This is a genomic window from Kosakonia sp. H02 (assembly GCA_030704225.1).
Classification (GTDB): Bacteria; Pseudomonadota; Gammaproteobacteria; order Enterobacterales; family Enterobacteriaceae; genus Kosakonia.
Map to the genome: position 1 here is coordinate 1,967,657 of CP131915.1, position 26,386 is coordinate 1,994,042.

Sequence of the window (26,386 nt, forward strand, 5' to 3'; positions counted from 1 at the left end):
TGATTCTCCTGGTGTTGGCAAACATCACTTCTGATCGACGCGGTTTTGCGCCTGCCCGGCAATAAAGGCTTTCACGTTATCGACCGTGGTGGCGAGAATGCGCCCGCGTGCGTCAACCGATGCCCAGGCAATGTGCGGCGTGATGACGCAGTTTTTGGCGCTCAGCAGCGGGTTATCCGCCGTCGGCGGCTCTTTAGAAAGGACATCCACCGCTGCGCCAGCGATACGGCCTGCATTGAGTGCCTCGGCGAGATCCGCTTCATTCACCAGATCGCCGCGTGACGCATTCAGCAGCAGCGCGCTTTTTTTCATTTTCGCCAGCGCGGCGCGGTTAATCATGCCTTTGGTTTGCGGCGTCAGCGGGCAGTGCAGGCTGATAACATCGGCTTCGGCGTAGAGGGTATCGAGGTCGACATAGCGCAGTTGCGCGCTTTCCGGCACGCTTTGCGCTCCTTCAGAGCAGGCCAGCACGTTCATGCCAAGCGCCTGGGCAATCGTGCCAAAAGCCTGACCGATGCGGCCATAGCCAATAATGCCGACGTTTTTGCCCGTTACTTCGATCATCGGTTTTAGCCAGTAGCACCATTCGCGGCTGTTGCTCCAGCCGCCCGCGTGCACATCAGCGTCGTGCTCGCCCACGCGGTTACACAACTCCAGCATCAGCGCGGTGGTAAATTGCGCCACCGTCGAGGTGCCGTAAGTCGGGACGTTGGAAACCGCAACGTGATGCGCGCGCGCCGCCGCCAGGTCGATGATGTTGTAGCCGGTGGCGGTCACGGCAATGAATTTCAGCGTCGGGCACTGGCTGAAGATGGCCTCGCCGAGCGTCACTTTATTGGTGATGGCGACGTCAGCATCACGCAGACGCGCCACTGTTTCATCGGCCGACGTGTTGTCATAAACAGTCACTTCGCCCAGTTGTTGCAGCCCGTCCCAGGCGAGATCGCCGGGGTTGAGTACACCGCCATCTAACACAACAATTTTCATAATTTACCCATCTGGTTTTTTTATCAGCAGTACATCAAGCTAGCCGATGTACTGCCGTGAGGTAAGCACTTTCTTAATGCAATTCAACACGCTGGTTAATGGCGGTTTGTTTGTGATCCAGCGTTAGTACCGCAATCAAACTCAGCACGGCATTGAAACCCAGCCACACGCCGACCATCGCGTTACTGTTAAAAGTGTGGTTAAGCCAGGTACAGATAGCCGGGGTTAACCCGCCGAGCACCGCCGCCGCGACCGCCTGCGCAAAGGAGTAACCGGCAGTACGCGCATGGGCTGGCACCAGCTCGACCATCGCCGCCACCTGCACGGAGCTGTAGCAGGCGTACATAAACGAGAACCACAGTTCAAACACCACAAACTTAAACACCGTCGGGTCCGCCGCCAGCCACGAGAGCAGCGGCCAGGCGGAGAGCGCGCCAACCAGTGTGACGACAATCAACATGGTTTTTCTGTTTACCCGGTCAGCAATCATCGCGGTGATCGGCAGCCAGAAGAGGATCGACAGGCCAACGAAGAAGAGGGTGATAAAGCCAACGTGTTCGCCAAGATTAAGACTTTTGATAAAGGTGGGCGCATAGGTGGTGACGGTCTGGGCGGTCACTGTTGCCATCGCCACCATTCCCATGCAGGTTACAATCACCCGCCAGCCGGTGACCAGGCTGCGGCAGATCTCTTTTACCGTCGGCGTGGTTTTCTTTTTCGCGAAGACTTCAGTTTCTTGCAGATTGGTACGCAGCCAGAACATCAATGGGATCACCGCGCAGCCAATCAGCAGCGGAATGCGCCAGCCCCAGTCATGCAGATCTTTTACTTCCATGGTGTAGAGCATCACCAGACCAATCAGCGACGCTGCCATTACCGCAAACTGCTGGGAACCAACCTGCCAGCAGGTGTAGAACGCGCGGCGGTTCGGCGGCGAGATTTCCGCCAGATAAACCACCACGCCGCCCAGTTCCGCCCCGGCGGAGAAGCCCTGAAGCAAACGGCCAAATATCACAATGATCGGTGCGGCAATACCGATTGAAGCGTAGGTCGGTGTCAGGGCAATACAGAGAATACCAATCGACATTAATGTCAGGGCCATAATTAACCCTTTGCGTCGTCCGTGGCGGTCGGTATACGCCCCTAAAATAATGGCGCCGAATGGCCTTGCGAAAAAGCCTAAGGCGAACGTCATTAAGGTGAGCATTAACGAAACATATTCATTATCGGACGGGAAATAAGCCTGCGAAATATAGCGGGCGTAATAGCCGTATACCATAAAGTCATATATTTCGAGGGCGTTACCCGCGCCCACCTGGACGATGGGTTTTACCTGAATTTTCTTTCTCGCGGCGGGTACAGCCGCGTCACTGAACTGGGTCATCTGAATCTCCTCTAATTTGTAAAAACAATTTTGAAAAACTCATACAACCAGAACAGACATTGCAGGAATTCAGGTGTAGGGCACGCCTGTTCACGTAATCGGGAAATTTAAAAAAATTATTTATTTATGGTTAAGGGCATTTACGCCAAAAAATGCCAGCCCCCAGGTGTCTTCCTGACGAATCGCTTCATTCCATTTTGCGGTGCGCTCGGCGCGGGTAATGGAGCCGACTTTTAATTGCCCGGCATTTAAACCCAGCGCTAAATGCACAATCATGTGGTCTTCCGTTTCACCGGAACGCGCAGAAACAATAGTGCCGAACCCGGCTTTTTTCGCCTCGCTGAACGCGCTGCGTAACTGGCTGATGGTGCCCGCCTGGTTGGCTTTTAATAACACCGCGTTGCAGGCGCCTTTTTGCGCCGCCGCCTTGACGCGCTGCGCGTTAGTGACGAAATAGTCATCGCCGACAATTTGCACTCGCGAACCGGCGGCGCGGGTAAAGGCGATCAGCCCCTGTTCATCATCTTCCGCCAGCGGATCTTCAATCGAGCTAATCGGGTATTTATCCAGCCAGCCGAGCAGTAATTCGCACATGCCGTCGGAGTCATATTCCGTGGATTCCAGCGCCAGCCGGTAACGCCCGTTTTTGCCGAACTCGGAGGAGGCAATATCCAGCGCGATGGAAACGTCCTCGCCGGGAATAAAACCCGCGCCTTCAATGGCTTTTACCAGCGTATCGAGCGCCTGTTCGTTACTGGTAAATTCCGGCCACCAGCCGCCTTCATCCGCCACGCCGCTCAAATGACCGCGCTGCTTCATAATCCGCCCGGCGCTGTGATACACCTCGGCGGTCATTTCCAGCGCTTGTTGAAACGAACTCGCGCCGTTGGCGATCACCATTAAATCCTGAATATCGATGCGCCGCCCGGCGTGCGCGCCGCCGCCAAAAATCTGAATCTGCGGCAGCGGCAGCGCCACGTTTGCATCGCCCGCCAGGTATTTCCACAGCGGTAAGCCGGCGTTATTCGCCGCCGTATTCAGCGCGGCCATTGAGCAGGCCACTGCCGCATTACCACCCAGCCGGGAAAAGGTGCCGGTGCCGTCGAGTTCAAGCAGGGTGTTATCAATTAGCGGCTGGTCGTGGATATCGAGTCCCGCCAGCGCGGGCGCTATTTCGTGGGTAATGTTGTGCAGCGCTTGTTGCACATCTTTGCCCGCCAGTTTTGTGCCGCCGTCGCGCAGTTCCACCGCTTCGAGGCTGCCGCAGGAAGCGCCCGCTGGCGCCAGGCCGCGCCCCATCACGCCGTTTTCCAGGTGGATTTCCACTTCCACCGTTGGCCAGCCGCGCGAATCCCAGATCCGCCGCCCCAGTACGTTTTTAATTCGACTCATAACCCTACCTCCTTCTTCCAGAATGATTGAATCGCTTGCAGGCGCGTAACCTGGTTCTCTAACAGGGTGCAGGCCGCCACGCGAACGTGCCGTGCCTGTAGTGCGGTGAGGTATTCCACCGGCGATTTGCCATCAACGCGGGCAAGCAGCAGACACGGCAGCAATGTCGCCACGCGCGCTTCAAGCGCGTTGGGATCTTCCCAGTTCACCTCCTGGAAATAGCGTTGATACAGCGCCGCGAAGGCCGCCAGCAGGTTTGCTTTTTGCGCGGCGGTGGGCGCAATCACGCTTTTTAGCAAGAAGTGGTTTAAGCAAAAGGCGAGATCGAATGCCGGGTCGCCATACCAGGCGCATTCGGCATCAAGGATGACCGGGCCATCAGGGCCGCAAAGAATGTTTTTCGGGCTGATATCGCCATGCACCAGCGCCCGTTTGGTGGTTTGCGTCCGGGTTAATATCGCCATAACGTGCTCGCGATAGCGCGGATGGGCGCGGGCAATTTCACCCAGATAGGGGTCTAAACGCAGGGAGAAAAAGTTATCGTCCCAGGCAAACTGTTTTTCCAGCGCCGGGTTATTCGCCGTGTGCTGGTGGATAGTCCCCAGCACGCCGCCGACGGAGGCGGCAAAATCCACGTCGATATCCCCTGCCAGCAGGCGGGATTTCCAGTTGGCGTACTGCTCCGGGGGCAGGTAATCCATCACAAAGCAGAGCGCTTCTTTGTCGACGCCCTGAATATGCGCCACCGCCTGCGGCACAATCGCCGCCACGGTTTTCATCCAGTCGATTTCAGCAAAAACACGCTCCAGCGGCGCGTGCCACTCTTTCGCCACTTTGAGCGTTGGCAAGGCTTGCTTCAGGCAAAATTGCTGGTTTGCGGTACGGATTTTTAAAATCGTCGACGAGACACCGCCAGTCAGCGGGCTGACCTCAAGGGTTTGTTCATCGCTTATTAATGCCATGCGCTGTAATACCGCGCGAATAGCATCCTGATTCGCTGAAAGATCGTTAAAAGGCGTTTCCATGCATCCCCACATTATTGTGTTACTCAGGAATGCCTGATTTTATGCACACGTGTGCACAATCGGTCAATCAACGAATTTTGTAATTATTATGTGATTTGTCTAAATTAACGTTTATTAAATTTATCTTATTGATTTATTTAATAATTTATAAATGTGATCGCTATCATATTTATTAAATTACGTGCTAATTTGGCCTGCTTTTAAGGCGGGAACACTGCGGGGAATTAAAAATAAAAAAGCCGAACAGCAACGGTTCGGCATTAACGAAGCGTGATGAGGAGATAAAAATATTAATCGTTTAATAATACGATTAATGCCGCCAGCGCATATTTCACTGCTTGTTCAATCACGCTTTTAGTATCGCCATCGAAATGGCATTTTGACGTCACGGGCGCGCGGCCCGGCAACCCCCAGCCAAACCACACCGTACCGGCAGGCGTGCCATCTTCGCCGCCGTCTGGCCCGGTATAACCGGTTACCGCGATGCTCACCGGTTCATGGCTGACATCGCAGGCGCCTTGCGCCATCTCCGTTGCCGTTTGCTCGCTTACCGCCGTCCAGCGCGCCAGGGTTTGCGCTTTCACATGCAACAGGGTGCTTTTGGCTTCATCGGTAAAGGTGATAAACCCGCAGCCGTAAAAATCCGGCGTACTTTCGCAGGCGCACAGGGCGGTGGCAATTTGCCCGCCGGTGCAGGACTCCGCCGTTGCCACGCGCAGCCCTTTCTCGCACAGCAACGTGCCTAAGCTATCCGCCAGTGCACTGACCGGTTGCGCCAGCAGCGCGTTAACCTTCCCGGTATTTATTGAGGTCGTATTTTCAATCTTCATATCAGCCACTTACATCCGAAAGTTCACATAAGCCTGGCAAAAGTATAGCAGCTCACTTTTAGCCCGAACTTTTGGGGATGATGGAGATATGTCCATTGCGCTCGAGGATGGCAAATTTAATTTCCGCCAGAGAGACAATGCCCTGGTTGTTACGCGCCGACAGCATAATATCGTCGCGGGTGATATCCGCTTCGCGCATGTTTTCTGCCAGCATTTCGCCGTTTTCCACCAGCACCACCGGCGTGCCGTCAATAAAATTTTCCGCGCCTTTGACATACTTTTTCAGCGTGCCGAACAGGATATCGACTACCACCAGCGTGATGATGGTGAGCGCCGCGCCGGTGACGGAAAAATCATTGCCCAGCAGCGCTTGTTGGGTGGCTTCACTGATGATTAGCAACAAAATCAAATCAAACGAGGTCATCTGCAATAACGCGCGCCGACCGGCGATTTTAAACACCACCATCAGCACCAGATAAATAGCCACCGCCCGCAAAACCATGTCCATTGCTCTCTCCTTATGGCCAGATAAATTGTTTCACTGCCACCGGCGCTGCGCCGTTAAGGGAAATCTGCGCGTCGCTGCTGCCCACGCCCTGTGGCGTTAGCCCGAGCCACACGGTGAAAGGTTTGTCCGCCTGCGGGCGGGCATACTCCAGTACCAGTTCGCCGTTCTGGCTGTACATCTTCAGCGGCTGCGGTTGCAGGGTGCGGATCTCGAAATCCTGCATAAAATCCCCACCGAGGGCAAAAACGGCACGGTTTGCCTGGGCGGGGTTGGCGGTGAGCTGCATATCAATATCGCTTTGTAATCGCGCAAAACGATCGTAATGCACGGTAAGCGCGTGGTCGGCGCTGCTGGCCGTTTTCGCGCTGAGCCAGCCCCGGGAAAACAGCCCGCCCAGCGCGGCAACCACAATCAGTAGCAGAATAATGGCCCCGCCTTTTTGCATTAGCATTTCAATGTGCAGCCAGAAGGGGCTATCAACAACCGGGTATTGATGCTGTTTTTGCGCCATGCGCCCTCCACGGGATCGCTAAAAGTCACGTGTAGAGTGTAGATGAGGCGCGAAGAAAGGGCGCTTCGTTGTGAAGCGCTTAGGAATTTACTGAGAAAGGCGGGGCGTGACGCGCCCGTGTAGCGCCGGGTTGTCGCTCTCATCTTTCAGACGCACGCCGGTAAGGCGGCGCAAAAAGGCCTGCTCCAGCAACCAGGCGAGCTTAAAGGCGGCAGCGTCAAACTTCAGCCCTTCCGGGCGAATATTGGAGATGCAGTTGCGCTCAGACTCAATGCGTGTGCGCGCCGGTTTCCAGGTGAGATAAACGCCGAGGCTATCCGGTGATGACAGCCCCGGGCGCTCGCCAATCAGCATCGCCACCGCTTTGCTGCCGAGCGTTTCGCCGATGTCATCACCCAATGCCACGCGCGACTGGTGCGCCAGCACAATCGGGCCCAGGGAAATCCCCAGCGTGTACAGATACGGCAGCAGCGCCGCAATCAGCGGCACCGCCTGGCGATGTACCGCGTGGGACGAGAGCCCATCGCCAATCACCAGCAGCAGGTCATGGGCCGCCGGGCGGCTGGCGGTAAGCCGGGCGCGGCTTTCGTCACTTAACATGCGCCCTAAATCCGGGCGATTAAGATAGGTGTGCCTGTCGGGAGCCGCGCTGTGGGCATCCAGGGTTTTTAGCCCCAGCTCGTGAAGTTGAACAGCCAGGCTTTCGCTGTCAAACGGCTGGTGGATGGCGTCCCGCGCCTGGGCATGGGCGAGGCCAAAGTTGAGCACTTCCTGCGTTGGCAGGCTTGCGCCACTGCGCCCGAGCGCGATGCGGGCATCGGTAAATTCGCGCAGCAGTGACCAGGCATCGGGTGGGTTCATGCGTGCGCTCCTTGTGGCAACACGGTGAGCAGCGGATGGTTCGCGCCGGTGAGGCGCAACTGGCCGTGGCTGTCGATAATCTGCATTTTTGTCAGCCAGTCGGCAAATTCAGGCGCATGTTTCAGCCCCAGCAGACGGCGGGCGTAGAGCGCGTCGTGAAACGAGGTGCTCTGGTAGTTGAGCATGATGTCATCCGCGCCCGGTACGCCAATCAAAAACGTCAGCCCGGCGGTGCACAGCAGCGTCAGCAGGGTGTCCATATCATCCTGATCCGCTTCGGCGTGGTTGGTATAGCAAACATCGCAGCCAATCGGCAGCCCCATCAATTTGCCGCAGAAGTGATCCTCCAGCCCGGCGCGGATGATCTGTTTGCCGTCATAGAGATATTCCGGGCCGATAAACCCGACCACGGTATTGACCAGCAGCGGTTTAAAATGGCGCGCCACGGCGTAAGCGCGCGCTTCGCAGGTTTGTTGATCGACGCCAAAATGGGCGTTCGCCGAGAGGCAACTGCCCTGGCCGGTTTCGAAATACATCACGTTATTGCCGAGCGTCCCGCGTTTGAGGCTCAGCGCGGCGTCATGGGCTTCCTGTAACAGCGCAAGGTTGATGCCAAAACCGCTGTTGGCCGCTTCCGTACCGGCAACGGACTGGAACACCAGATCTACCGGCGATCCGCGCTCGATCAACTGCAAGGTGTTGGTGACGTGGGTCAGGACGCAGGATTGGGTGGGGATGGCGAAGCGGTCAATAATATCCGCCATCATATGGTTCAGTTTGTCGAGCACCGGCAGGCTGTCGCTGGCGGGGTTAATGCCGACCACCGCATCACCCGCGCCATACAACAGGCCATCAAGCATACTGGCGGCGATGCCTTTTAGATCGTCGGTCGGGTGGTTGGGCTGCAAACGTACGCTAAGGTGCCCCGGCAGACCAATGGTGTTGCGAAAGCGGGTGATGACGCTGCATTTTTTGGCCGCGAGGATCAGATCCTGGTTGCGCATCAGTTTGCTGACTGCTGCGGCCATTTCCGGCGTTACCGCCGGGGCAATCTGGCTGAGTGTTGCGGTGTCGGTGCTGTCGGCCAGCAGCCAGTCACGAAACTCGCCCACCGTTAAATGGCGAATGCGGGCAAAAGCCGCCGCGTCATGGGTGTCGATGATAAGGCGGGTGACCTCATCCTCTTCATAAGGAATTATCGGATTGTCGAGAAGGGCGCGCAGCGGCAGATCCGCAAGGGCGATTTTCGCCGCCATTCGCTCCTCAGCCGATTGCGCCGCAACGCCTGCCAGCACATCCCCGGAGCGCGCCGGGGAAGCTTTTGCCAGCAGTTCTTTCAGGCTGGCGAACGAATACGTGCGGTGCGCCAGAGTGGTTTTATACATTGAGTCTCCTCAGGAGATCGCACGCAGTTGCGGGTCCATTTCAGCACGCCCACGCGCGTGAGCCGTTTTGCGAAACCACAAATAACCGCCCAGCATCATGATGGCGAAAATCAGCGCCAGCAGGGTGTTGTACCACACCATCGCCACCAGGCAGATCACCGCCATGCCCAGTGCAAACGCGGGCGCAAACGGAAACAGCGGCGCTTTAAACGGCCTTTCCAGTTTCGGCTCGCTGCGACGCAGCTTGAACAGCGCCGCCATCGAGGTGATATACATAACGATAGCCCCGAATACCGACATCGTCACAATACAGGCGGTAAGCGGCATGCCGCTGATGGTGATTAGCGAGTCGGAAAAAATCGCCGCAATACCGACCACGCCGCCAGCGAGGATCGCCAGATGCGGCGTGCGGGTTTTACGGTTGAGGTTCGCAAGGCTCGCCGGGAGATAACCGGCGCGCGCCAGGGAGTAAATCTGGCGTGAATAACCCATGATGATGCCGTGAAACGACGCCACCAGACCAAACAGGCCGAGCCACACCAGCATATGCAGCCAGCCGCTGCTGTTGCCCACCACCACTTTCATCGCCTGCGGCAGGGGATCGTTAATGTTCGACAGCGCACGCCAGTCGCCGACGCCACCGGCAAAGATCATCACGCCGACCGCCAGCACGGTCAGGGTCAGAATACCGCCGCCGAGGGCGCGGGGAATGGTGCGTTTGGGGTCTTTGGCTTCTTCTGCCGCCATTGACGCGCCTTCAATCGCCAGAAAGAACCAGATAGCAAATGGAATGGCGGCGAACATGCCCGGCAGCGCCAGGCCGCTGAAACTCTCTGCGCCCGCCCAGCCGTTGGCGGTAAAGTTGCTCCAGGAGAAACCCGGGGCGACCACGCCCATAAATACCAGCAGCTCGAAAATCGCCAGCAGGGTGACAATCAGTTCGAAGGTGGCGGCAATGCCGACGCCAAGAATATTCAGCGTCATAAAGATAATGTACGCCCCGCAGGCCACCCATTTGGGATCCCACGTCGGGAACTGCACATTCAGGTAGGCGCCAATCGCCATGGCGATAGCCGGTGGAGCAAAGACAAATTCAATCAGTGTCGCAAAACCGGCAATAAACCCGCCCGTTGGCCCAAAGGCGCGGTAGGCATAAGCGAATGGGCCACCGGCATGGGGAATGGCGGTGGTGAGTTCGGTAAAACTGAAGATAAAGGCGCAGTACATGGCGGCAATCAGCAGGGCGACAATCAGAAAGCCAAGCGTGCCCGCCTGCGACCAACCGTAGCTCCAGCCGAAATACTCGCCGGAAATCACCAGCCCGACGGCAATGCCCCATAAACGGAAACTGCCGAGTGTTCTTTTAAGTGTTGTTTGTGTACTCATTATTGACTGCCTCGCCATTGAACGCTGTTCGTAAAGATGTGCAAAGGCAGTGCCAGAAACGCAAAGGGCGTGGATTCAGTGGTTGAGAGAAGAAGGCGAGAAAAGCGGGCAGCATTTTGGTGCACGCTGCCCTGCATTGGTGAAAGTGAATATTCGGACAATACCGCCCAATGGCGCTGCGCTTATCCGGCCTACGTTACTCCATTCTGTAGGCCGGATAAGGCGTTAGCCGCCATCCGGCAACGGTGCCAGATGTGTCCCAATATAACGCTCATACCGGTGAGCTTTCAGGCGGGTTAAATCCACCAGCACCAGACCGTCAACGCAGTTGTTAAAATCCGGGTCGCAGCCGAAGTCGATAAACTGCACGCCGCCGGGCTCGCACAGTTCAGAGTACTGTTTATACAGCGGTGGAATGCCGCAGCCCAGATTGCCCAGCAAGGATTTCAGGCGCGTCAGATCGTCGGTGTAATCTTCGCCGCCAAACTGGGCGAGCACTTCGGGTAAGGTGGCTGGCCACGGGCGACGCGATGAAGCCAGCGGCCAGGTGGCCGGGAACCACAAACGGTAGAACGCCACCAGCAGATCCCGCGCCGCAGGCGGCATGCCGCCGGAAATAGAGACCGGGCCAAACAGATAGCGGTATTGCGGGTAGCGCGCCAGATACGCGCCAATACCTGACCATAAATAATCCAGCCCGCGCCGACCCCAGTAACGCGGTTGAATAAAACTGCGCCCCAGCTCAAGCCCTTCGCGCAGCACGTCTGCCATGCGTTCATCGTAATGAAACAGACTGTAGCTATAGAGCCCTTCCGGGCCGTGGGCGGCAAGTTGTGGCGCGGTTGGCGTAAAGCGGTATGCGCCCACGATTTCCAGATCGGCGTCATCCCACAGGATCAGATGCAGGTAATCGTCGTCATATTTATCCGTATCACGACGTTTACCGCTGCCTTCACCCACCGCACGGAAGGCAATTTCCCGCAGCCGACCGAGTTCACGCAATAGCGGCGCGTCTTCCTGCCCGTTGCGCTGCCAGAGGTAGATAATTTTGCCGTCTGCCGTGCGCCCAAGGCACTCGGCGTGGTTAAGTTCACGGCGCAGCGTGGCCCTGTCTTCCGGGCGGGCAATCGCGCACTCGGTTTTGAACGGGCCGGGCAATCCCTTGCCAAGACGCAGGACATGCTGGCGACACTTATCGGCCAGCTCGCGTGGCGCGAGTGCGCTTGCGTGCCAGCTATCCCAGGGAATGCGCTGCCCAATTTTGATCGGCAGGCTGCTGTTCTGGCGGCGAAACATCTGTTGCATCAACAGCAGCAACGGCAAGGTTCCCGACACCATGGCGCTGGCGTAAAACAGCGCGCTGTTGCGGGCATCAATCCAGGCGGGCAGCAGCGGGGCGCGGAATTTGTTCGCCAGTTTGATAAAACCGGCGTGCCAGCTTTTATCGCGGATGCCTTTGCGGGTCAGGCGGGAGACTTCCCCTGCCGGAAAGAAGATCAGCACGCCGCCGCTTTGCAGGTGGTTTTCCATCTGCTGTAAGGAGGATTTACGCGTGCGCCCGCCCATATTATCCACCGGGATAAACAGCGAGCTTAGCGGTTCCAGATGAGTCAGCATGCGGTTGGTGACCACTTTCACATCGCGGCGCACGCGCGAGACGGCATACATCAGCGCCATGCCATCCAGCGTGCCGGTTGGGTGGTTGGCGATAATCACCAGCGGGCCGTGTTCGGGGATTTGTTCAAGGTCGTGAGCGGGAATGGTGCAGCGGATGTGTAAGTGGTCGAAGACTTGTTCCACCATATCCAGCCCTTTCAGGTGGCGGTGGCGTGCGGCGAATTGCTGGAACTCCTGTTCGTAAAACAGGCGTCTGAGCAGATTTTTTTGCCAGGGCGCGGGTCTGGCCTGCGGCCAGAGATCCTCAAGTACGCTGTCGAGACTAAACATGGTGGTTTCTCCTCCCGTCTTGCCGATGACAGTAGCGGGAGAAGATGACGCTTACATTTCATTACAATGAAGATATGACAATTCAAAGACGTGAGCAGAGATCGTTGTAAGCCGGATAGCCACCCTCCGGCATTTTACAGCGATCAGATCAGGCCGCGTTCGGAGAGATCGAGGGCGAAATACGTGAAGATAAGATCCGCACCGGCGCGTTTAATCGCGCTCAGGCTTTCCAGCACCACTTTATCTTCATCAATCGCGCCTGCCTGGGCGGCAAACTTGATCATCGAGTATTCACCGCTCACCTGATACGCGCCAAGCGGCAACTCGGTGCGCTCGCGGATATCGCGCAGAATATCCAGATACGCGCCCGCCGGTTTCACCATCAGGCAATCTGCCCCTTCCGCCTGGTCAATAAGCGACTCGCGGATCGCTTCGCGGCGGTTCAACGGGTTCATCTGATAGGTTTTGCGATCGCCTTTCAGCGCCGTACCTGCCGCTTCACGGAACGGGCCGTAGAAGGACGACGCGAACTTGGTGGAATAAGACATGATGGCGGTATCGGTAAAGCCCGCTGCGTCCAGCGCCTGGCGGATCGCCTGCACCTGGCCGTCCATTGCCGCCGACGGGGCAATGAAATCCGCGCCTGCCGCTGCCGCCACCACCGCTTGTTTGCCGAGGTTCAGCAGCGTGGCGTCGTTATCGACGCCGTGATCGCACAGCACGCCGCAGTGGCCGTGGGACGTATATTCACAAAAACAGGTATCGGACATCACCACCATTTCCGGCACGGTCTCTTTGCAGATGCGCGACATCCGCGCCACCAGGCCGTTTTCCTGCCAGGTATCACTGCCGGTTTCATCCGTATGGTGCGAAATACCGAAGGTCATCACCGAGCGGATCCCGGCGTTGGCGATGCGCTCAATTTCACGCGCGAGGTATTTTTCCGGAATGCGCATCACACCCGGCATGGCGGTGATGGCCTGGTAATCATCCAGCTCTTCTTCAACAAAAATAGGCAACACCAGGTCGTTTTTTGTCAGTGTTGTTTCTTCAAACAGGGCGCGCAGCGCAGGGGACTTACGCAGGCGGCGAGGACGGGTAATTAAATCGGTCATGGTATGCCTGATATTTATGGAACAGATGGCGGTATTGTAGCCGAAAATATAAACCGATGTTTTACCAAAATCGCCGTTAAACGCGGGGCAGGCAGCAACACCGCCCACCCCGCCGGGCATCAGGACGCGGGGATGACCACCGGTTTATTGCCGCTCAGCTCGCTGACCAGGTCATTTGCGCCGTCGCTCATGCTGGTAAAGCGTGTCAGTGGCGAACGGGTGATCACCACAAAGACGCCCACGTTATGCTGCGGCACCATCGCCATATAGGTGATAAAACCGCCACCGCCGCCGGTTTTCTGAATGATCCCCGGATGGCCCTCTTTCGGCGCCATATACACCCAGCCCAGACCGAGCGCGTCGGCTTTGCCCGGCACATCCATACCAATAACCCTGGTCAATTGATTGCGCGGGTAAATCAGCGTCTGCATGCGATCGGCCTGCGCATTGCGGGTGTAAAAGTCGGAAGAGAGGAACTGCTGCATCCAGCGCATCATATCGCCAGGCGTGGAGTAGACGCCGCCGCTGCCAATCGCCGCCAGCGTGTTGTTGCACGGGCTGGCGCCTTTCTCGGCCACCATCAGGCGCTTGCATTGATCCGGCGACGGGGTAAATGTCGTGTCTTTCATCCCCAGCGGGCGGGTAATTTGCTCTTCAAACAGTTGCGGATAAGGCTTACCCGCCGCCTGCGAAAGGGCATCGGCCAGCAGATCAAACGCCAGGTTGGAGTAGGCCGCCTGCGTGCCCGGCGTGGTTTTCAGTGTGGCGGTGGAGAGCCAGTTCCAGCGCTGCTGCTGTGTCGGCCAGACAAACACCGGGCGATGCGCCGCACCGCCGGGCTGTTCGCGCGGCAAGCTGCTGGTGTGCGTTGCCAGGTTCACCAGCGTAATCGGCGTGCCCTGGTAAGTCGGCACGCGTGCGCCAGGCGGGGCATATTTGCTTAACGGATCGTCGAGCCGCACTTTGCCCTGATCGAGCAGTTTTACCAGCATCTCACTGGTCATCAATTTGGAAAGCGAGGCGATACGAATAACCGAATCCAGCTGCGGGCGCACATTGTTGCCCGGACGGGTTTCGCCAAAACTGCGGAACACGCGCTGATTTCCGTCAATCACCACCATCGCCATGCCGGTCGCGCCGCTGCCGTAAAAGATATGGTTGGCATAACGATCGACAATATCTGAAGCAAACTCCGGGTCGGGGGATTGTTGCGCCGCCCGGGCGCTGGTCACACTCAGCGCACACAACATCGCGGAGAAAAGCAGACAACGTTTCAACGAAGGGATCCATTAATTACTGGGAAAGATAGAGCGTATTTATACTACTTAGCGCGTCGTTGCAAAGGGCGAATAAGCGTATTGTTTCTTCCTAATCCGTAACGATAGATGAATATGAAAATTTTTCCCTGGGGCGGCGGGGACAACGGGCTGTGATAAGCTCCTGTTTTCCTAACGCAGGAGTCAGGCAATGGCAGGTCAACGGGTAGTGATGGTCGTGGATATGCAAAACGGCGTATTCGCCACACCGCGTCTCCAACGCGAGCAGTGCGTGGCACGTATTAACCAGTTAACGGCGGCGGCAGACCAGGTAATTTTTATTCAACATGCCGAAGCGGGTGGGCTGGAAGAGGGCAGTGAAGGGTTTGCGCTGCTACCAGAGTTAAACCAGCCGGCGAACGCGTTATACGTGACCAAAACCGCCTGCGACGGTTTCTACAAAACAGCGCTGGAAAACGTCCTGCGCGAGCATAATATTTCGGCATTTGTGATGTGTGGCTGCGCCACCGATTACTGTGTTGATACGACGCTGAAAAACGGGGCCAGCCGGGGCTATGCGATTACCGTCGCGCAGGATGCGCACACCACCGCCAATCGCCCGGCGGCGCAGGCCGCGACCCTTATCGATCACTATAACGAGGTATGGCGAACGTTAACGGTGCCGGGAAATCCGGTGCAGGTGAAAACTGTCGAAACAATTGTTCACGAATGGCTTACGAACTAACAGGTTAACCTTAGGTCGAATTACGCGAACCAGCGCCGCATAATGCGGCGCTTTTTTGTCGCTGCCGCACGGCGGCAAGCCGATACACAGCATGTGTCGTTGATAATAAGAAGTACGCAGGAGAGCACTATGTTTAAATCCTTCTTTCCGAAGCCGACGCTGTTTTTCGTGTCGGCTTTTATCTGGGCGCTGCTCGCGGTGATTTTCTGGCAGGCGGGCGGTGAAAGCTGGCTGATGCGCTTAACCGGCGTGTCGGCAGAAGTGCCAATCAGCGCCACGCGCTTTTGGTGCCCCAGCTTCCTGCTTTTTTATGCTTATTACGCCGTGTGCGTTGGCCTGTTCGCGCTGGCCTGGTTTACGTTGTCGCCCCATCGCTGGCAGTACTGGTCAATTCTCGGTACGGCGTTAATTATCTTCGTCACCTGGTTTTTGGTGGAAGTGAACGTCGCTATCAACGCCTGGTATGAGCCGTTTTACGATCTGATTCAAAAAGCGCTGAGCGCGCCCAATACCGTCAGCCTTAATCAACTGTATAGCGAGATTGGCGTGTTTCTGTGGATTGCGCTGATTGCCGTGACGGTATCGGTGCTGAACAGCTTTTTCGTCAGCCACTATGTGTTTCGCTGGCGCACGGCGATGAACGAATATTACATGGCGCACTGGGAGCATCTGCGCCATATCGAAGGCGCAGCGCAGCGCGTGCAGGAAGACACCATGCGTTTTGCCTCGACGCTTGAAGATATGGGCGTCAGCTTTATCAATGCGGTGATGACGTTGATTGCCTTTTTGCCGGTGCTGGTGGCGCTGTCGCCGCGCGTGCAGGAGTTGCCGCTGGTGGGGCATATCGCTTACGGCCTGGTGATTGCCGCCATCGGTTGGGCGCTGTTTGGCACGCTGCTGCTGGCGTTAATCGGCATCAAGCTGCCGGGGCTGGAATTTAAAAACCAGCGCGTGGAAGCGGCATACCGTAAAGAGCTGGTGTATGGCGAAGATGACGCCGGTCGCGCACGGCCCCATACCGTTGCCGAGCTGTTTAATGCCGTGCGGCGGAACTATTTTCGCCTCTATTTCCACTATATGTATTTCAACATCGCCCGTATCCTGTACCTGCAAGTGGATGTGGTGTTCGGCCTGGTGGTGCTGTTCCCGACGATTGCCGCCGGGGCTATCACTTTCGGTCTGATGCGCCAAATCACTAACGTATTTGAACAGGTGCGCAGTTCGTTCCAGTATTTGATCGCCTCCTGGACGACGCTGGTGGAGCTGATGTCTATCTATAAGCGTTTGCGCAGTTTTGAGCGCGAGCTGGATGGGCACACCATCGAGCCTGTGCCTCATCATCTTGGTTAACAAAGGAACGTTATGTTTTTCGTCCCCCGTTTTGGCTGGCTGCTGGCAACCTTGATCCTTGCCGGTTGTAGTGCGCAAGGCCCGTTTTCGCAAAAGGAAACGGAGAAAGAGCAAAAGAAGGAAACGCCGCTGGATGTCGCAAGCGTCGTGCGCCAGAAGATCCCCGCCAGTGTGAAAGACAGGGATGGCTGGGCGCAGGATCTGGCGACCACCTTCAAAAGCCAGAAGCTTGCGCCGACGCTGGAAAACATCTGCTCGGTGCTGGCGGTAGCGCAGCAGGAGTCCAATTACCAGTCGGATCCGGCGGTGCCGGGGTTAAGCAAAATCGCCTGGAAAGAGATCGATAAACGTGCCGAACGGTTGCATATTCCCACGCTGCTGGTGCATACGGCGCTGAAGATCAACTCGCCCAACGGCAAAAGCTACAGCGAGCGGCTGGACCGCGTGAGAACGGAAAAAGAGCTGAGCGCCATTTTCGATGACATGATCGGCATGGTGCCGATGGGGCAAACCCTGTTTGGCTCCTTTAACCCGGTGCGCACTGGCGGGCCAATGCAGGTGAGCATCGCCTTTGCCGAGCAGCACACGGACGGCTATCCGTGGGAAATGAAAGGCACGGTGCGCCAGGAAGTCTTCACCCGCCGGGGCGGGTTGTGGTTCGGCACGTATCATCTGTTGAACTATCCTGCCAACTACAGCGCGCCAATTTACCGTTTCGCCGATTTTAACGCGGGCTTTTACGCCAGCCGCAACGCCGCTTTTCAAAATGCCGTCAGCAAGGCGACCGGCGTGAAACTGGCGTTAGATGGCGATCTTATCCTCTACGGCAGCAGTGAAGCGGGTAGCACAGAACGCGCGGTGCGCAAGCTGGGGCCACAGCTTGCGATGAGCGACAGGGATATTCGCCGCCAGCTTGAGCGGGGCGACAGCGTAAAGTTTGAAGAGACCACACTCTACGATGAGGTTTATCGTCTGGCGGAGAAACGCAGCGGGAAGCGCCTGCCGAGAGAGATGTTGCCGGGGATTCAGTTAGAAAGCCCGAAGATCACGCGCAACCTGACAACAGCCTGGTTTGCAAAGCGCGTCGACGATCGTCGGGCAGCGTGCATGGGGCAACGTTAGCGCGAATGATGCCGACGCCAGCGTAAAACGAGAATGATGACGCCTAACAATGCGCTTCCGGCGATAAACGGCACAAGACCGAAAATAGTGCCTACGCCCATCCCCATTTCAACGTGGGGACGCGTTGCGTCCTGCGCTTGCATCAGGTGTTCAAACACGCCTGGGGCGTGCACCAGCAGGTTAAGCAACTGCGCGCCTGCCCAGAAGCAAAGCAGCACAAAGACAGCGTAAGCAATATTACCCGGTCTGGAGGTGTCACGTTTTTTCGCGCCCTTAAAGGGTTTTGAGAGGGTAAAATCAGCCATAAGACCTCCGGTACTCGTTACTTTCAAACGCTCAAATAAAATGGGCTCAGAGCCGTAACTCCCGGTTAGTTTGGCACCAGTCCTGGTTTGTCAACATCAGAATGGTGATAATTTCAGACCGGGAATGATCCCAGGCGATCAATTTTTGTTTGGGCTCACATTTTTGTAACGTTTTAATTACTCTCGTAACATTTCAGATTTACCGCATACGCCACAGACCCAAATGTTGGGCTGTGCGATGATGCGGTTTTAACTGCCGGAGTTGTCATGAAGCTGCCTGAGAAAATTCGCCGTGACTGGCACTATTATGCTTTTGCGATTGGGTTGATTTTTATTCTGAACGGCGTGGTGGGTCTGCTGGGGTTTGAAGCCAGGGGCTGGCAAACCTATGCGGTGGGGCTGGTGACGTGGGTGATCAGCTTTTGGTTCGCCGGGCTGATTATCCGCCGCCGCCCGACTGAAGAGGAGACGGCAGATAAGCCCATGAATAACGGTGAGAAGTAATGTTTAACCGTTAACGGATAGTTTCAGCGCCCTGTTCGCCTGATGGCGTTCAAGCGCCAGCTCAATCAGGCGAGTGATAAGCTCTGTATAGCCGATGCCGCTCGCCTGCCACAGTTTCGGGTACATGCTGATATTGGTAAAACCCGGCAGGGTGTTGATCTCATTAATCACCACTTCATTTTCCGGCGTCAGGAACACATCTACGCGCGCCATCCCTTCACAGCCTAAGGTCTGATACGCCTGCACCGCGATGTTGCGGATTTTGTCATTCACTTCTGCGCTTAATGCCGCCGGCACCACCACTTTTGCGCCGTTATCATCAATGTATTTGGTGTCGTAGGCGTAAAACTCGCTGTTCAGCACAATCTCGCCGCAGGTGCTGGCTTGCGGATGGTCATTGCCGAGCACCGCGCATTCGATCTCGCGCCCGTTGATGCCTTTTTCCACCACTACTTTTTTGTCGAACTCAAACGCCAGGCGCACCGCCTCAAGGTATTGCGCTTCGTTGTTCACTTTGCTGACGCCAACGGATGAGCCCTGATTGGCCGGTTTGACGAACAGCGGCAGGCCAAGCTGAGCCTCAATTTCGCTAAAGGTTACTTTTTCGCGGTTGGCGCGCGTCAGGGTGATAAACGGCGCAATCGCCAGCCCGGCATCGCGCAGCAGGCGTTTGGTGACGTCTTTATCCATGCAGGCGGCGGAAGCGAGAACATCGGATCCGACAAACGGTAGGTTCGCCAGGCGCAGCATGCCTTGCAGCGTGCCATCTTCGCCGAGCGTGCCGTGGACAATCGGGAAAATCACATCGACATTTGGCAGCGGGGTGCTGTTCTCTGCCTGAATCAGTTGCTGGCGTTGCACGCCCGGAACCAGCGCGACGCTGTTATCGGAAGGGTTAAGCGCGATGTGCGCCGGATCGCTGGCGTTAAGCAGGTAATTATTCGCATCGCTGATGTGCCACTGCCCCTGTTTATCGATCCCCAGCAGTACCACCTCAAAGCGCGATTTATCCATCGCATCGACGATATTTTTCGCCGACTGTAACGACACTTCATGCTCCGCCGATTTGCCGCCAAAGACGACGCCTACCCGCAGTTTTGCCATTTCTACGTTCACTCACACTGAAATCAGAAAGGCCTTACCATAGCACGTCAAAACGCACGATTCGCGACCTTCTGCCATAATGTTTTCATCACGCAGAGGAGGAGAGGTGAGAGGGAAAAGCCTGATTGTTATTGGCGTTCTGTTAGCGGGGAGTTATGCGGCTTACCGCTATTTGCCGTCATATTACAACCCGTTTGCACCACTGCAACTGAGCGATCCGCCGGGGCGCATTACCCAATTCAAACTGCGGCGCTTAACGCCTGAAAACTGTGCGGCACTGCTGAAACAGGCCGGGCAACAGCGGCTGATTTCTGCCGTGCCGGTGGCCAATAGCGGCGGCGATTGCCCCCTTACGGACGTCGTGCGGGTGCGGGATTTCGGCCCGGTGAAGCTGAGCAGTAGCTTTCTGGCGAGCTGCCCGCTGGCGCTCAGTTCAGCGCTTTTTGTTGAGCAGCAGGCAAGGCCGCTAAGTGAAAAGATGATGGGCAGCGCGTTAACGCGCATCGATCATTTAGGCAGTTACGCCTGCCGCAATATTTATAACCGGGCAGATGCCCGGCGCAGTGAACATGCCAGCGCCGAAGCGCTTGATATCAGCGGCTTTCGGCTGGCTAACGGCGAGCAGATAACGGTGCTGCGCGGCTGGCGGCAGGCACGGACGCAACCGTGGCTACGCGCGATGCTTAGCGCCAGTTGCGGCTACTATGGAAACGGCCTTGGGCCGGAGTATAACGCCGCGCACGCCAACCATTTTCACCTTGGCATGCGCGGGTTTGGCCTCTGCCGCTAAGCATAAATCACTGAGCATTTTGAGATTTTTCCACGCCATTGATGGCGACAAACGAGACCGGAAAGATAAAACACCAAAGTTGCGCGAAGCGCATATCTGGTAACTCATCGCTGGCGCAAACTTGTTACTCTGTGCGCCGTTTGCCAAAACCTTAATAACTACGCGTATTTATGGAATCCTGGAAGGTCAATCTTATCTCGGTGTGGTTCGGGTGTTTTTTTACCGGGCTTGCCATCAGCCAAATTCTGCCGTTCTTGCCGCTGTATGTCGCGCAACTGGGCGTCACTTCTCACGAAGCGCTGTCGATGTGGTCGGGCTTAACCTTCAGCATCACGTTCCTTGTTTCGGCCATCGTTTCGCCGATGTGGGGCAGCCTGGCGGATCGCAAAGGGCGCAAGCTGATGCTGCTGCGCGCCTCCCTCGGCATGGCGATCGCCATTCTGTTGCAGGCTTTCGCCACCAACATCTGGCAGTTGTTGATCCTGCGCGGTGTGATGGGGCTGACCTCGGGTTATATCCCCAATGCGATGGCGCTGGTGGCCTCGCAGGTGCCGCGCGAGCGCAGCGGCTGGGCGCTAAGCACACTGTCGACGGCACAAATCAGCGGCGTGATTGGCGGCCCGCTAATGGGCGGTTTTCTCGCAGACCATTTAGGTTTGCGCATGGTGTTTATCATCACCGCGCTGTTGCTGATAGTGAGCTTCCTGGTGACGCTGTTTTTGATCAAAGAAGGGGGCAGGCCGAAGGTGAAAAAGGGCGAGCGGCTGAGTGGCAAAGCGGTGTTCTCCACACTTCCTTACCCGGCGCTGGTCATCAGCCTGTTTGTGACCACCATGGTCATTCAGCTCTGTAATGGATCGGTGGGGCCGATTCTGGCGCTGTTTATTCAGTCGTTATCTCCCGATACCGCCAACATTGCATTTCTCAGCGGGCTTATCGCCTCGGTACCGGGGATGTCAGCGCTGATCTCTGCGCCACGGCTGGGGAAACTCGGCGATCGCATCGGGACGTCGCGCATTTTAATGGCGACGCTGGCCTGTGCGGTGGTGCTGTTTTTTGCCATGTCGTTCGTCACTTCTCCACTGCAACTCGGTATTTTGCGTTTCCTGCTGGGCTTTGCCGATGGCGCAATGCTGCCCGCGGTACAAACTCTGTTGCTGAAGTACTCCAGCGATCAGGTCACCGGGCGCATCTTTGGTTATAACCAGTCCTTTATGTACCTCGGCAACGTTGCGGGCCCGCTAATGGGCGCGACGGTATCGGCGATGGCGGGCTTTCGCTGGGTATTTGTTGCCACAGCGATCGTCGTCTTGATTAACCTTTGGCAACTGGTGCTGGCATTTCGCCGCGTGGAGCAAAAAAGATAAAAACTGGCCGGAAATACCTTTTTCGGCCCTTACATAATAATTTCCTATATAAACTAACCGCTTCGTTATCGCTATTTTGAGAATGACCTTACTGGCATTGTGAATTAATTCTCAAAAATAGTAGATGCACCCGCTTTGCAACAACAACGTCGAATGATAACTTCATGCAACACCCCATAAGGAAATAGAACATGAAAAATCTCATCGCTGAGTTATTGGTTAAGCTTGCGGAAAAAGAAGAAGAGTCAAAAGAACTGGTTGCACAGGTTGAGGCCCTGGAAATTGTCGTGACTGCACTGCTGCGTCGTATGGCAGCCCCGGAGCAGCAAGCGTTAGTTAAGAGCATTGAAGGCGCGCTGAACGAAGTCCATCCGGGCGATCAGGTCTCACATCAGGACACGGAGCTTTTGCGACAATACATAAAAAAGCTTTTACTGCACCCGCGTAGCTGACACCTTGTTGGCCTGAACGGGCTGTCATCTCACTGACATCTGCACTGCCTATAGTCGCTCTGTTTTATTTTCTTTAAGTATTTGTACACGGAGAATATTACAGTGAAACAGAGCGCATTATACCTCGCCTTATTACCGGTGTTATTTTCGCCAGCTATTTATGCTGAAACTTCTGATGTCCAGGTGCTTGAAAATCACGCCGCTCATGGTGATATTTCCACCCCTGGCGGTGCCCGTCGTTTGAGTGGCGACCAGACTGCCGCTCTGCGCGATTCTCTGAATGATAAGCCCGCAAAAAATATTATTTTGTTGATTGGCGACGGCATGGGTGATTCCGAAATAACCGCCGCGCGCAACTACGTCGAAGGTGCCGGTGGCTACTTTAAAGGCATCGACTCGGCCGCTCCATGCGGGCAACGTGGTGGGGCTGACGGATCAGACCGATCTGTTCTACACCATGAGAGCGGCGCTGAACCTGAAGTGATCGCTGCCCGGTGGTAAATCTTTGCCACCGGGTGGTTTTTTCATCAATTAGGACCATCCTTAAAGGGTTCATTGACAGAAGGATGGCACGATGAAAATAACATTCCTGGTTACCCTCATCTTCGGTCTGCTGTTTGTCACCGCGCTGGGCGCCGCTGAAAAAACACTGACCCCGCAACAACAACGTATGACCCTCTGCAACCAACAGGCCACGGCGCAAACCCTCGCGGGGGATGCCCGCAAGCACTATATGCGTGACTGCCTGAAAAACACCAAAACCGAGCCGGGGCAAAAGAGCTTGTCTCCGCAGCAGCAGCGCATGCGCGAATGTAATGCCCAGGCAACCCAGCAGTCCCTGAAAGGGGAAGATCGCAGTAAATTCATGAGCGCCTGCCTGAAAAAACAGCCGTAATTCAATCACGTGGGCGCGGGTATGCGCCCCTGTTCCTCCCGCTTTGTTGCTCCTCGCTTAATCTCTGCCAGGCTTAATTTGTGAGCTACGTTAACTTTTTCTTTTTCTTTGCGGTTGTACGCCGCCTGGCGTTACGCCCGTTTTGCCACACCAATACGGGAGCAAAATTATGAACTATCAACACGTTACAAAACTAAATGATCTGCCGGAAAATCAGCCAGTCAAATTCAATGTCGACGGCACGTCAATGATCCTGATTCGCACCCTGAGCCAGGTGCGCGCCTTTCAAAGCAAATGCCCCCACGCTGGCGCGCCGCTGGAGCAGGGGGCTGTTTGCGACGGCAGGCTGATTTGCCCGTGGCATAAAGCCAATTTCGATATTACTAACGGCGAGTGGTGCGAGCCGCTGGCGCTGCAAAACCTGAAGCAATACCCGGTACATATTGAGCAGAACCGGGTGCTGGTTAATCCGCGCCCGCTCTCACCGGCCAGCCATACGAAAATTCGTGGCGATCGCCCGCAAACGGTGGTGATCCTCGGCACGGGAGCCGCAGGCAGCGCGGCGGCGGTGACCTTGCGCGATGCCGGTTTTAACGGCCATCTGATCCTGATTGATAAAGAGGACGAAGCGCCTTATGACCGCACGGCGCTCAGTAAATTTGTCCCGGCGGGCAAAATGAAAATCAGCGAAGTGCCGCATCTGCTGGATGACGCCTTCTACGAACAGCCGGGCGTCGAAACGGTGCGCGAAAATGTGACCGCGCTTGATAGCCAGGGCCATCAGCTAACCCTTGCCGATGGTCGCCAGATTGGCTTCGATAAATTACTGCTGGCGACCGGCGGGCAACCGGTGTGGCCGGACGTTACCGGCAACCATCTGGCGGGCGTGCATGTGCTGCGCGACATCCACCAGGCACAAACGTTACTCAGCGAAGTGGAACAAGAGCAGCAACTGGTGATTGTCGGCAACAGCTTTATCGCCATGGAGCTGGCGGCAGCGCTGCGCAATCAGGATGTCGATGTCACCGTGCTATCGCGCCATGAACTGCCGTTTGTGCCGCAGTTTGGTGAGGAGATGGGGCGACACTTTATGGAGTTGCATAAACAAAATGGCGTGAAATTTGTTACCGGAGAACCGACGGCGCTGACGGGCGAGGAGCATGTGCAGGGCGTCACCCTGAAAAATGGCCGAACGTTGCCTGCTCAGGTGGTAGTGTTTGCTACCGGTGTACAACCGGCTACAGAGATGGAGCACTCTCTGGCGCAGGAAGAGGATGGCAGCCTGACCGTGGATGAAACCCTGCGCGCGGCAGCGGATATCTGGGCCGTGGGTGATATCGCCAGCTATCCTGCGCCGGAAGGGCGTCGGCGTATTGAACACTGGCGCGTGGCGCAACAGCAGGGGCGTATCGCCGCCTTAAATATGCTGGGGGCAGAGCAGCCCTTTGACCGGGTGCCGTTTTTCTGGACCACCCACTTCGGGACTCGCTTTGAATACCTTGGCTATGCCCGTGAATGGGACAGCATGAAAATGTTGGGCTCGTTTGAGAACAAACGTTTTGCCGTGCTCTACGGCCAGAACGGGATAGTAAAAGCGGTGTTGAGCTGCGGTGAAAACACCGCGACGGCGGGGTTACTGGTGAAAATGCAGCAGCCCATCAGCATGCATGCCGCAAGCGAAATGCTCGCCTGACGATGACGCCACGGCACCGGTTGCCGTGGCGCATGCTATTAGCTGCTCAGTTTGGCGGATTTCGCCATGCAGGCATTCATCGCTTCGATGACCGCTGCGCGAAAGCCTTTTTCTTCCAGCACTTTCACCGCTTCAATCGTGGTGCCGCCGGGTGAGCACACCATATCTTTCAGTTCGCCCGGATGTTTGCCGGTTTCCAGCACCATTTTGGCGGAACCCATGACCGCCTGGGCGGCGAATTTATAAGCCTGCGTGCGCGGCATCCCACCCAGTACGGCGGCATCGGCCATCGCTTCGATAAACATAAACACATAGGCGGGCGCAGAGCCGCTCACGCCCACCACCGGGTGGATCATCGCCTCATTAACCACTTCCGCTTCGCCAAAGCTGCGGAAAATCGTCAGCGCTTCTTGCGTCTCTTCCGGCGTCACCAGCGCGTTCGGGGTGATTGAGGTCATACCGGCGTTAACCAGCGCGGGGGTATTGGGCATGGCGCGGATAATTTTGCGATCGTGGCCCAGCGCGCGGGCCAGCTGATCGAGGGTGACGCCTGCGGCAATAGAAACCACCAGCGTCTCTTTATTCAGGCTGGAGGCGACATCGCTGAGCACTTTTACCATGATGTTCGGCTTAACCGCGCCGAAGACGATGTCCGCCATCTGCGCCACATCTTGCGCGCTTTGCGCGGCATTGATGCCAAACTCATCGTGCAGGGCGGCAACTTTATCCGCCGAGGGGGTGTAAACCCAGATCTGCCCCGGTTGCACTTGCCCGCTGGCAATCAGGCCGCCCAGAATCGCCTTTCCCATGTTTCCGCAGCCGATAAAACCGATTTTTTTCTCCATCATCTCCCTCTCTCTGCTTATCACGTGTGGCACACAGCTTAACGTGGAATGCCCGTCAGGGCGAAAGGATCTCTGCTTTCCCCGGCGGACAATAAAAGCGACAATGCGCCGCACAGCATAAGGAGCGACCATGGCGATTTGGGTAGATGCGGACGCCTGTCCGAACGTAATCAAAGAGATTTTATTTCGCGCAGCCGAGCGTACACAGACGCCGCTGACGCTGGTGGCCAACCAGACTCTGCGCGTACCGCCGTCGCGCGTGATTCGATCGCTACGCGTCCCGGCGGGGTTTGACGTTGCCGATAATGAAATTGTGCGCCTGTGCGCGGCGGGTGATTTGGTGATAACGGCCGATATCCCGCTGGCGGCAGATGTGCTGGCAAAAGGGGCGGCGGCGCTTAACCCGCGTGGCGAACGCTATACTGAAGCGACCATTCGCGAAAAGCTGACGATGCGCGATTTTATGGATACCTTGCGCGCCAGCGGCATCCAGACGGGCGGGCCGGATACCCTTTCCCAGCGCGATCGCCAGCAGTTTGCCGCGCAACTGGATAAGTGGCTACTGGAAAATCAACGCCGCCAGACGCAGTAAACGCTGGCGTGCGGGCCTGTCAGACTTTGTGGTCG

General features: G+C 56.4%; 26 protein-coding genes and 1 pseudogene. 11 read left to right on the forward strand and 16 right to left on the reverse strand.

The window, feature by feature from the left end; all coding sequences use genetic code 11:
• Positions 1-24: 24 nt before the first annotated feature.
• The 13 genes from Q5705_09295 to ampH form a co-directional block, all read right to left on the reverse strand.
• A complete protein-coding gene (locus Q5705_09295) occupies positions 25-987 on the reverse strand; it encodes a D-2-hydroxyacid dehydrogenase (GenBank protein ID WLI78711.1) in 963 nt (320 codons plus the stop codon).
• A gap of 73 nt (positions 988-1,060) precedes the next feature.
• Complete coding sequence (gene tcuC, locus Q5705_09300) at positions 1,061-2,371, reverse strand: tricarballylate/proton symporter TcuC (protein WLI78712.1); 1,311 nt, start codon at positions 2,369-2,371, stop codon at positions 1,061-1,063.
• A 120-nt stretch (positions 2,372-2,491) separates the two neighbouring features.
• On the reverse strand, positions 2,492-3,763 hold the full coding sequence (gene eno, locus Q5705_09305) for a phosphopyruvate hydratase (GenBank protein ID WLI78713.1): 1,272 nt from the start codon (positions 3,761-3,763) through the stop codon (positions 2,492-2,494).
• Entirely contained in the window at positions 3,760-4,788 is a 1,029-nt protein-coding gene (locus tag Q5705_09310) for an aminoglycoside phosphotransferase family protein (GenBank protein WLI78714.1), read from the reverse strand. Before Q5705_09310 ends, eno begins: the two co-directional genes overlap by 4 nt.
• Before the next feature lie 290 nt (positions 4,789-5,078).
• Positions 5,079-5,618, reverse strand: coding sequence for a 2-oxo-tetronate isomerase (locus tag Q5705_09315; protein WLI78715.1), 540 nt, complete (start codon positions 5,616-5,618; stop codon positions 5,079-5,081).
• A gap of 58 nt (positions 5,619-5,676) precedes the next feature.
• Positions 5,677-6,126 (reverse strand): DUF421 domain-containing protein, encoded by a 450-nt coding sequence (locus tag Q5705_09320; protein ID WLI78716.1) that lies wholly within the window; start codon positions 6,124-6,126, stop codon positions 5,677-5,679.
• 10 nt (positions 6,127-6,136) lie between these two features.
• On the reverse strand, positions 6,137-6,637 hold the full coding sequence (locus Q5705_09325; protein WLI78717.1) for a hypothetical protein: 501 nt from the start codon (positions 6,635-6,637) through the stop codon (positions 6,137-6,139).
• An 87-nt stretch (positions 6,638-6,724) separates the two neighbouring features.
• Complete coding sequence (gene eutC, locus Q5705_09330) at positions 6,725-7,498, reverse strand: ethanolamine ammonia-lyase subunit EutC (GenBank protein WLI78718.1); 774 nt, start codon at positions 7,496-7,498, stop codon at positions 6,725-6,727.
• On the reverse strand, positions 7,495-8,883 hold the full coding sequence (locus Q5705_09335; GenBank protein ID WLI78719.1) for an ethanolamine ammonia-lyase subunit EutB: 1,389 nt from the start codon (positions 8,881-8,883) through the stop codon (positions 7,495-7,497). Before Q5705_09335 ends, eutC begins: the two co-directional genes overlap by 4 nt.
• Positions 8,884-8,892: 9 nt before the next feature.
• Positions 8,893-10,269 carry an ethanolamine permease gene (gene eat, locus Q5705_09340; GenBank protein WLI78720.1) on the reverse strand — a complete coding sequence of 459 codons (1,377 nt, stop codon included), beginning with the start codon at positions 10,267-10,269 and terminating at the stop codon, positions 8,893-8,895.
• 225 nt (positions 10,270-10,494) lie between these two features.
• Entirely contained in the window at positions 10,495-12,216 is a 1,722-nt protein-coding gene (locus tag Q5705_09345) for a GNAT family N-acyltransferase (GenBank protein WLI78721.1), read from the reverse strand.
• A 143-nt stretch (positions 12,217-12,359) separates the two neighbouring features.
• The gene (gene hemB / locus Q5705_09350) at positions 12,360-13,331 is read right to left on the reverse strand and encodes a porphobilinogen synthase (protein WLI78722.1); all 972 of its coding nucleotides are present in this window, start codon (positions 13,329-13,331) and stop codon (positions 12,360-12,362) included.
• A gap of 119 nt (positions 13,332-13,450) precedes the next feature.
• Positions 13,451-14,608, reverse strand: coding sequence for a D-alanyl-D-alanine-carboxypeptidase/endopeptidase AmpH (ampH, locus tag Q5705_09355; GenBank protein ID WLI78723.1), 1,158 nt, complete (start codon positions 14,606-14,608; stop codon positions 13,451-13,453).
• A 190-nt stretch (positions 14,609-14,798) separates the two neighbouring features.
• On the opposite strand from ampH, the gene Q5705_09360 reads away from it, so the two are divergent.
• From Q5705_09360 to Q5705_09370, 3 genes are all read left to right on the forward strand, one after another.
• Positions 14,799-15,332 (forward strand): isochorismatase family protein, encoded by a 534-nt coding sequence (locus Q5705_09360; GenBank protein WLI78724.1) that lies wholly within the window; start codon positions 14,799-14,801, stop codon positions 15,330-15,332.
• A gap of 129 nt (positions 15,333-15,461) precedes the next feature.
• A complete protein-coding gene (sbmA, locus tag Q5705_09365) occupies positions 15,462-16,682 on the forward strand; it encodes a peptide antibiotic transporter SbmA (protein ID WLI78725.1) in 1,221 nt (406 codons plus the stop codon).
• A gap of 12 nt (positions 16,683-16,694) precedes the next feature.
• The gene (locus tag Q5705_09370; GenBank protein WLI78726.1) at positions 16,695-17,804 is read left to right on the forward strand and encodes a DUF1615 domain-containing protein; all 1,110 of its coding nucleotides are present in this window, start codon (positions 16,695-16,697) and stop codon (positions 17,802-17,804) included.
• Here the strand turns inward: Q5705_09370 and Q5705_09375 are convergent.
• On the reverse strand, positions 17,801-18,109 hold the full coding sequence (locus tag Q5705_09375) for a DUF2755 family protein (GenBank protein ID WLI78727.1): 309 nt from the start codon (positions 18,107-18,109) through the stop codon (positions 17,801-17,803). The genes Q5705_09370 and Q5705_09375 overlap by 4 nt on opposite strands.
• A 267-nt stretch (positions 18,110-18,376) precedes the next feature.
• Between Q5705_09375 and Q5705_09380 the strand changes: the two genes are divergently transcribed.
• On the forward strand, positions 18,377-18,613 hold the full coding sequence (locus Q5705_09380) for a DUF2754 domain-containing protein (GenBank protein ID WLI78728.1): 237 nt from the start codon (positions 18,377-18,379) through the stop codon (positions 18,611-18,613).
• Between the two features lie 3 nt (positions 18,614-18,616).
• Here the strand turns inward: Q5705_09380 and ddlA are convergent, their stop codons facing one another.
• The gene (gene ddlA, locus Q5705_09385) at positions 18,617-19,717 is read right to left on the reverse strand and encodes a D-alanine--D-alanine ligase (protein WLI78729.1); all 1,101 of its coding nucleotides are present in this window, start codon (positions 19,715-19,717) and stop codon (positions 18,617-18,619) included.
• A 106-nt stretch (positions 19,718-19,823) separates the two neighbouring features.
• Here ddlA and Q5705_09390 point away from each other — a divergent pair, with 106 nt between their 5' ends.
• From Q5705_09390 to Q5705_09415, 6 genes and pseudogenes are all read left to right on the forward strand, one after another.
• Positions 19,824-20,507 carry an extensin family protein gene (locus Q5705_09390; GenBank protein ID WLI78730.1) on the forward strand — a complete coding sequence of 228 codons (684 nt, stop codon included), beginning with the start codon at positions 19,824-19,826 and terminating at the stop codon, positions 20,505-20,507.
• A gap of 170 nt (positions 20,508-20,677) precedes the next feature.
• Positions 20,678-21,874, forward strand: coding sequence for a multidrug efflux MFS transporter (locus Q5705_09395; protein ID WLI78731.1), 1,197 nt, complete (start codon positions 20,678-20,680; stop codon positions 21,872-21,874).
• Positions 21,875-22,065: 191 nt separating this feature from the next.
• On the forward strand, positions 22,066-22,326 hold the full coding sequence (gene iraP / locus Q5705_09400; protein ID WLI78732.1) for an anti-adapter protein IraP: 261 nt from the start codon (positions 22,066-22,068) through the stop codon (positions 22,324-22,326).
• A gap of 102 nt (positions 22,327-22,428) precedes the next feature.
• Positions 22,429-22,725: pseudogene (locus Q5705_09405) on the forward strand (alkaline phosphatase).
• Positions 22,726-22,900: 175 nt separating this feature from the next.
• Positions 22,901-23,221: a phosphate starvation-inducible protein PsiF gene (gene psiF / locus Q5705_09410; GenBank protein WLI78733.1), complete on the forward strand. Its 321-nt coding sequence runs from the start codon at positions 22,901-22,903 to the stop codon at positions 23,219-23,221.
• Positions 23,222-23,390: 169 nt separating this feature from the next.
• Positions 23,391-24,914: an FAD-dependent oxidoreductase gene (locus Q5705_09415; protein WLI78734.1), complete on the forward strand. Its 1,524-nt coding sequence runs from the start codon at positions 23,391-23,393 to the stop codon at positions 24,912-24,914.
• Positions 24,915-24,952: 38 nt separating this feature from the next.
• On the opposite strand, the gene proC is transcribed toward Q5705_09415, so the two are convergent.
• Positions 24,953-25,759, reverse strand: coding sequence for a pyrroline-5-carboxylate reductase (proC, locus tag Q5705_09420; protein ID WLI79001.1), 807 nt, complete (start codon positions 25,757-25,759; stop codon positions 24,953-24,955).
• Positions 25,760-25,889: 130 nt separating this feature from the next.
• Here proC and Q5705_09425 point away from each other — a divergent pair, with 130 nt between their 5' ends.
• Entirely contained in the window at positions 25,890-26,351 is a 462-nt protein-coding gene (locus Q5705_09425; GenBank protein WLI78735.1) for a YaiI/YqxD family protein, read from the forward strand.
• The last annotated feature ends 35 nt before the right edge of the window (positions 26,352-26,386 follow it).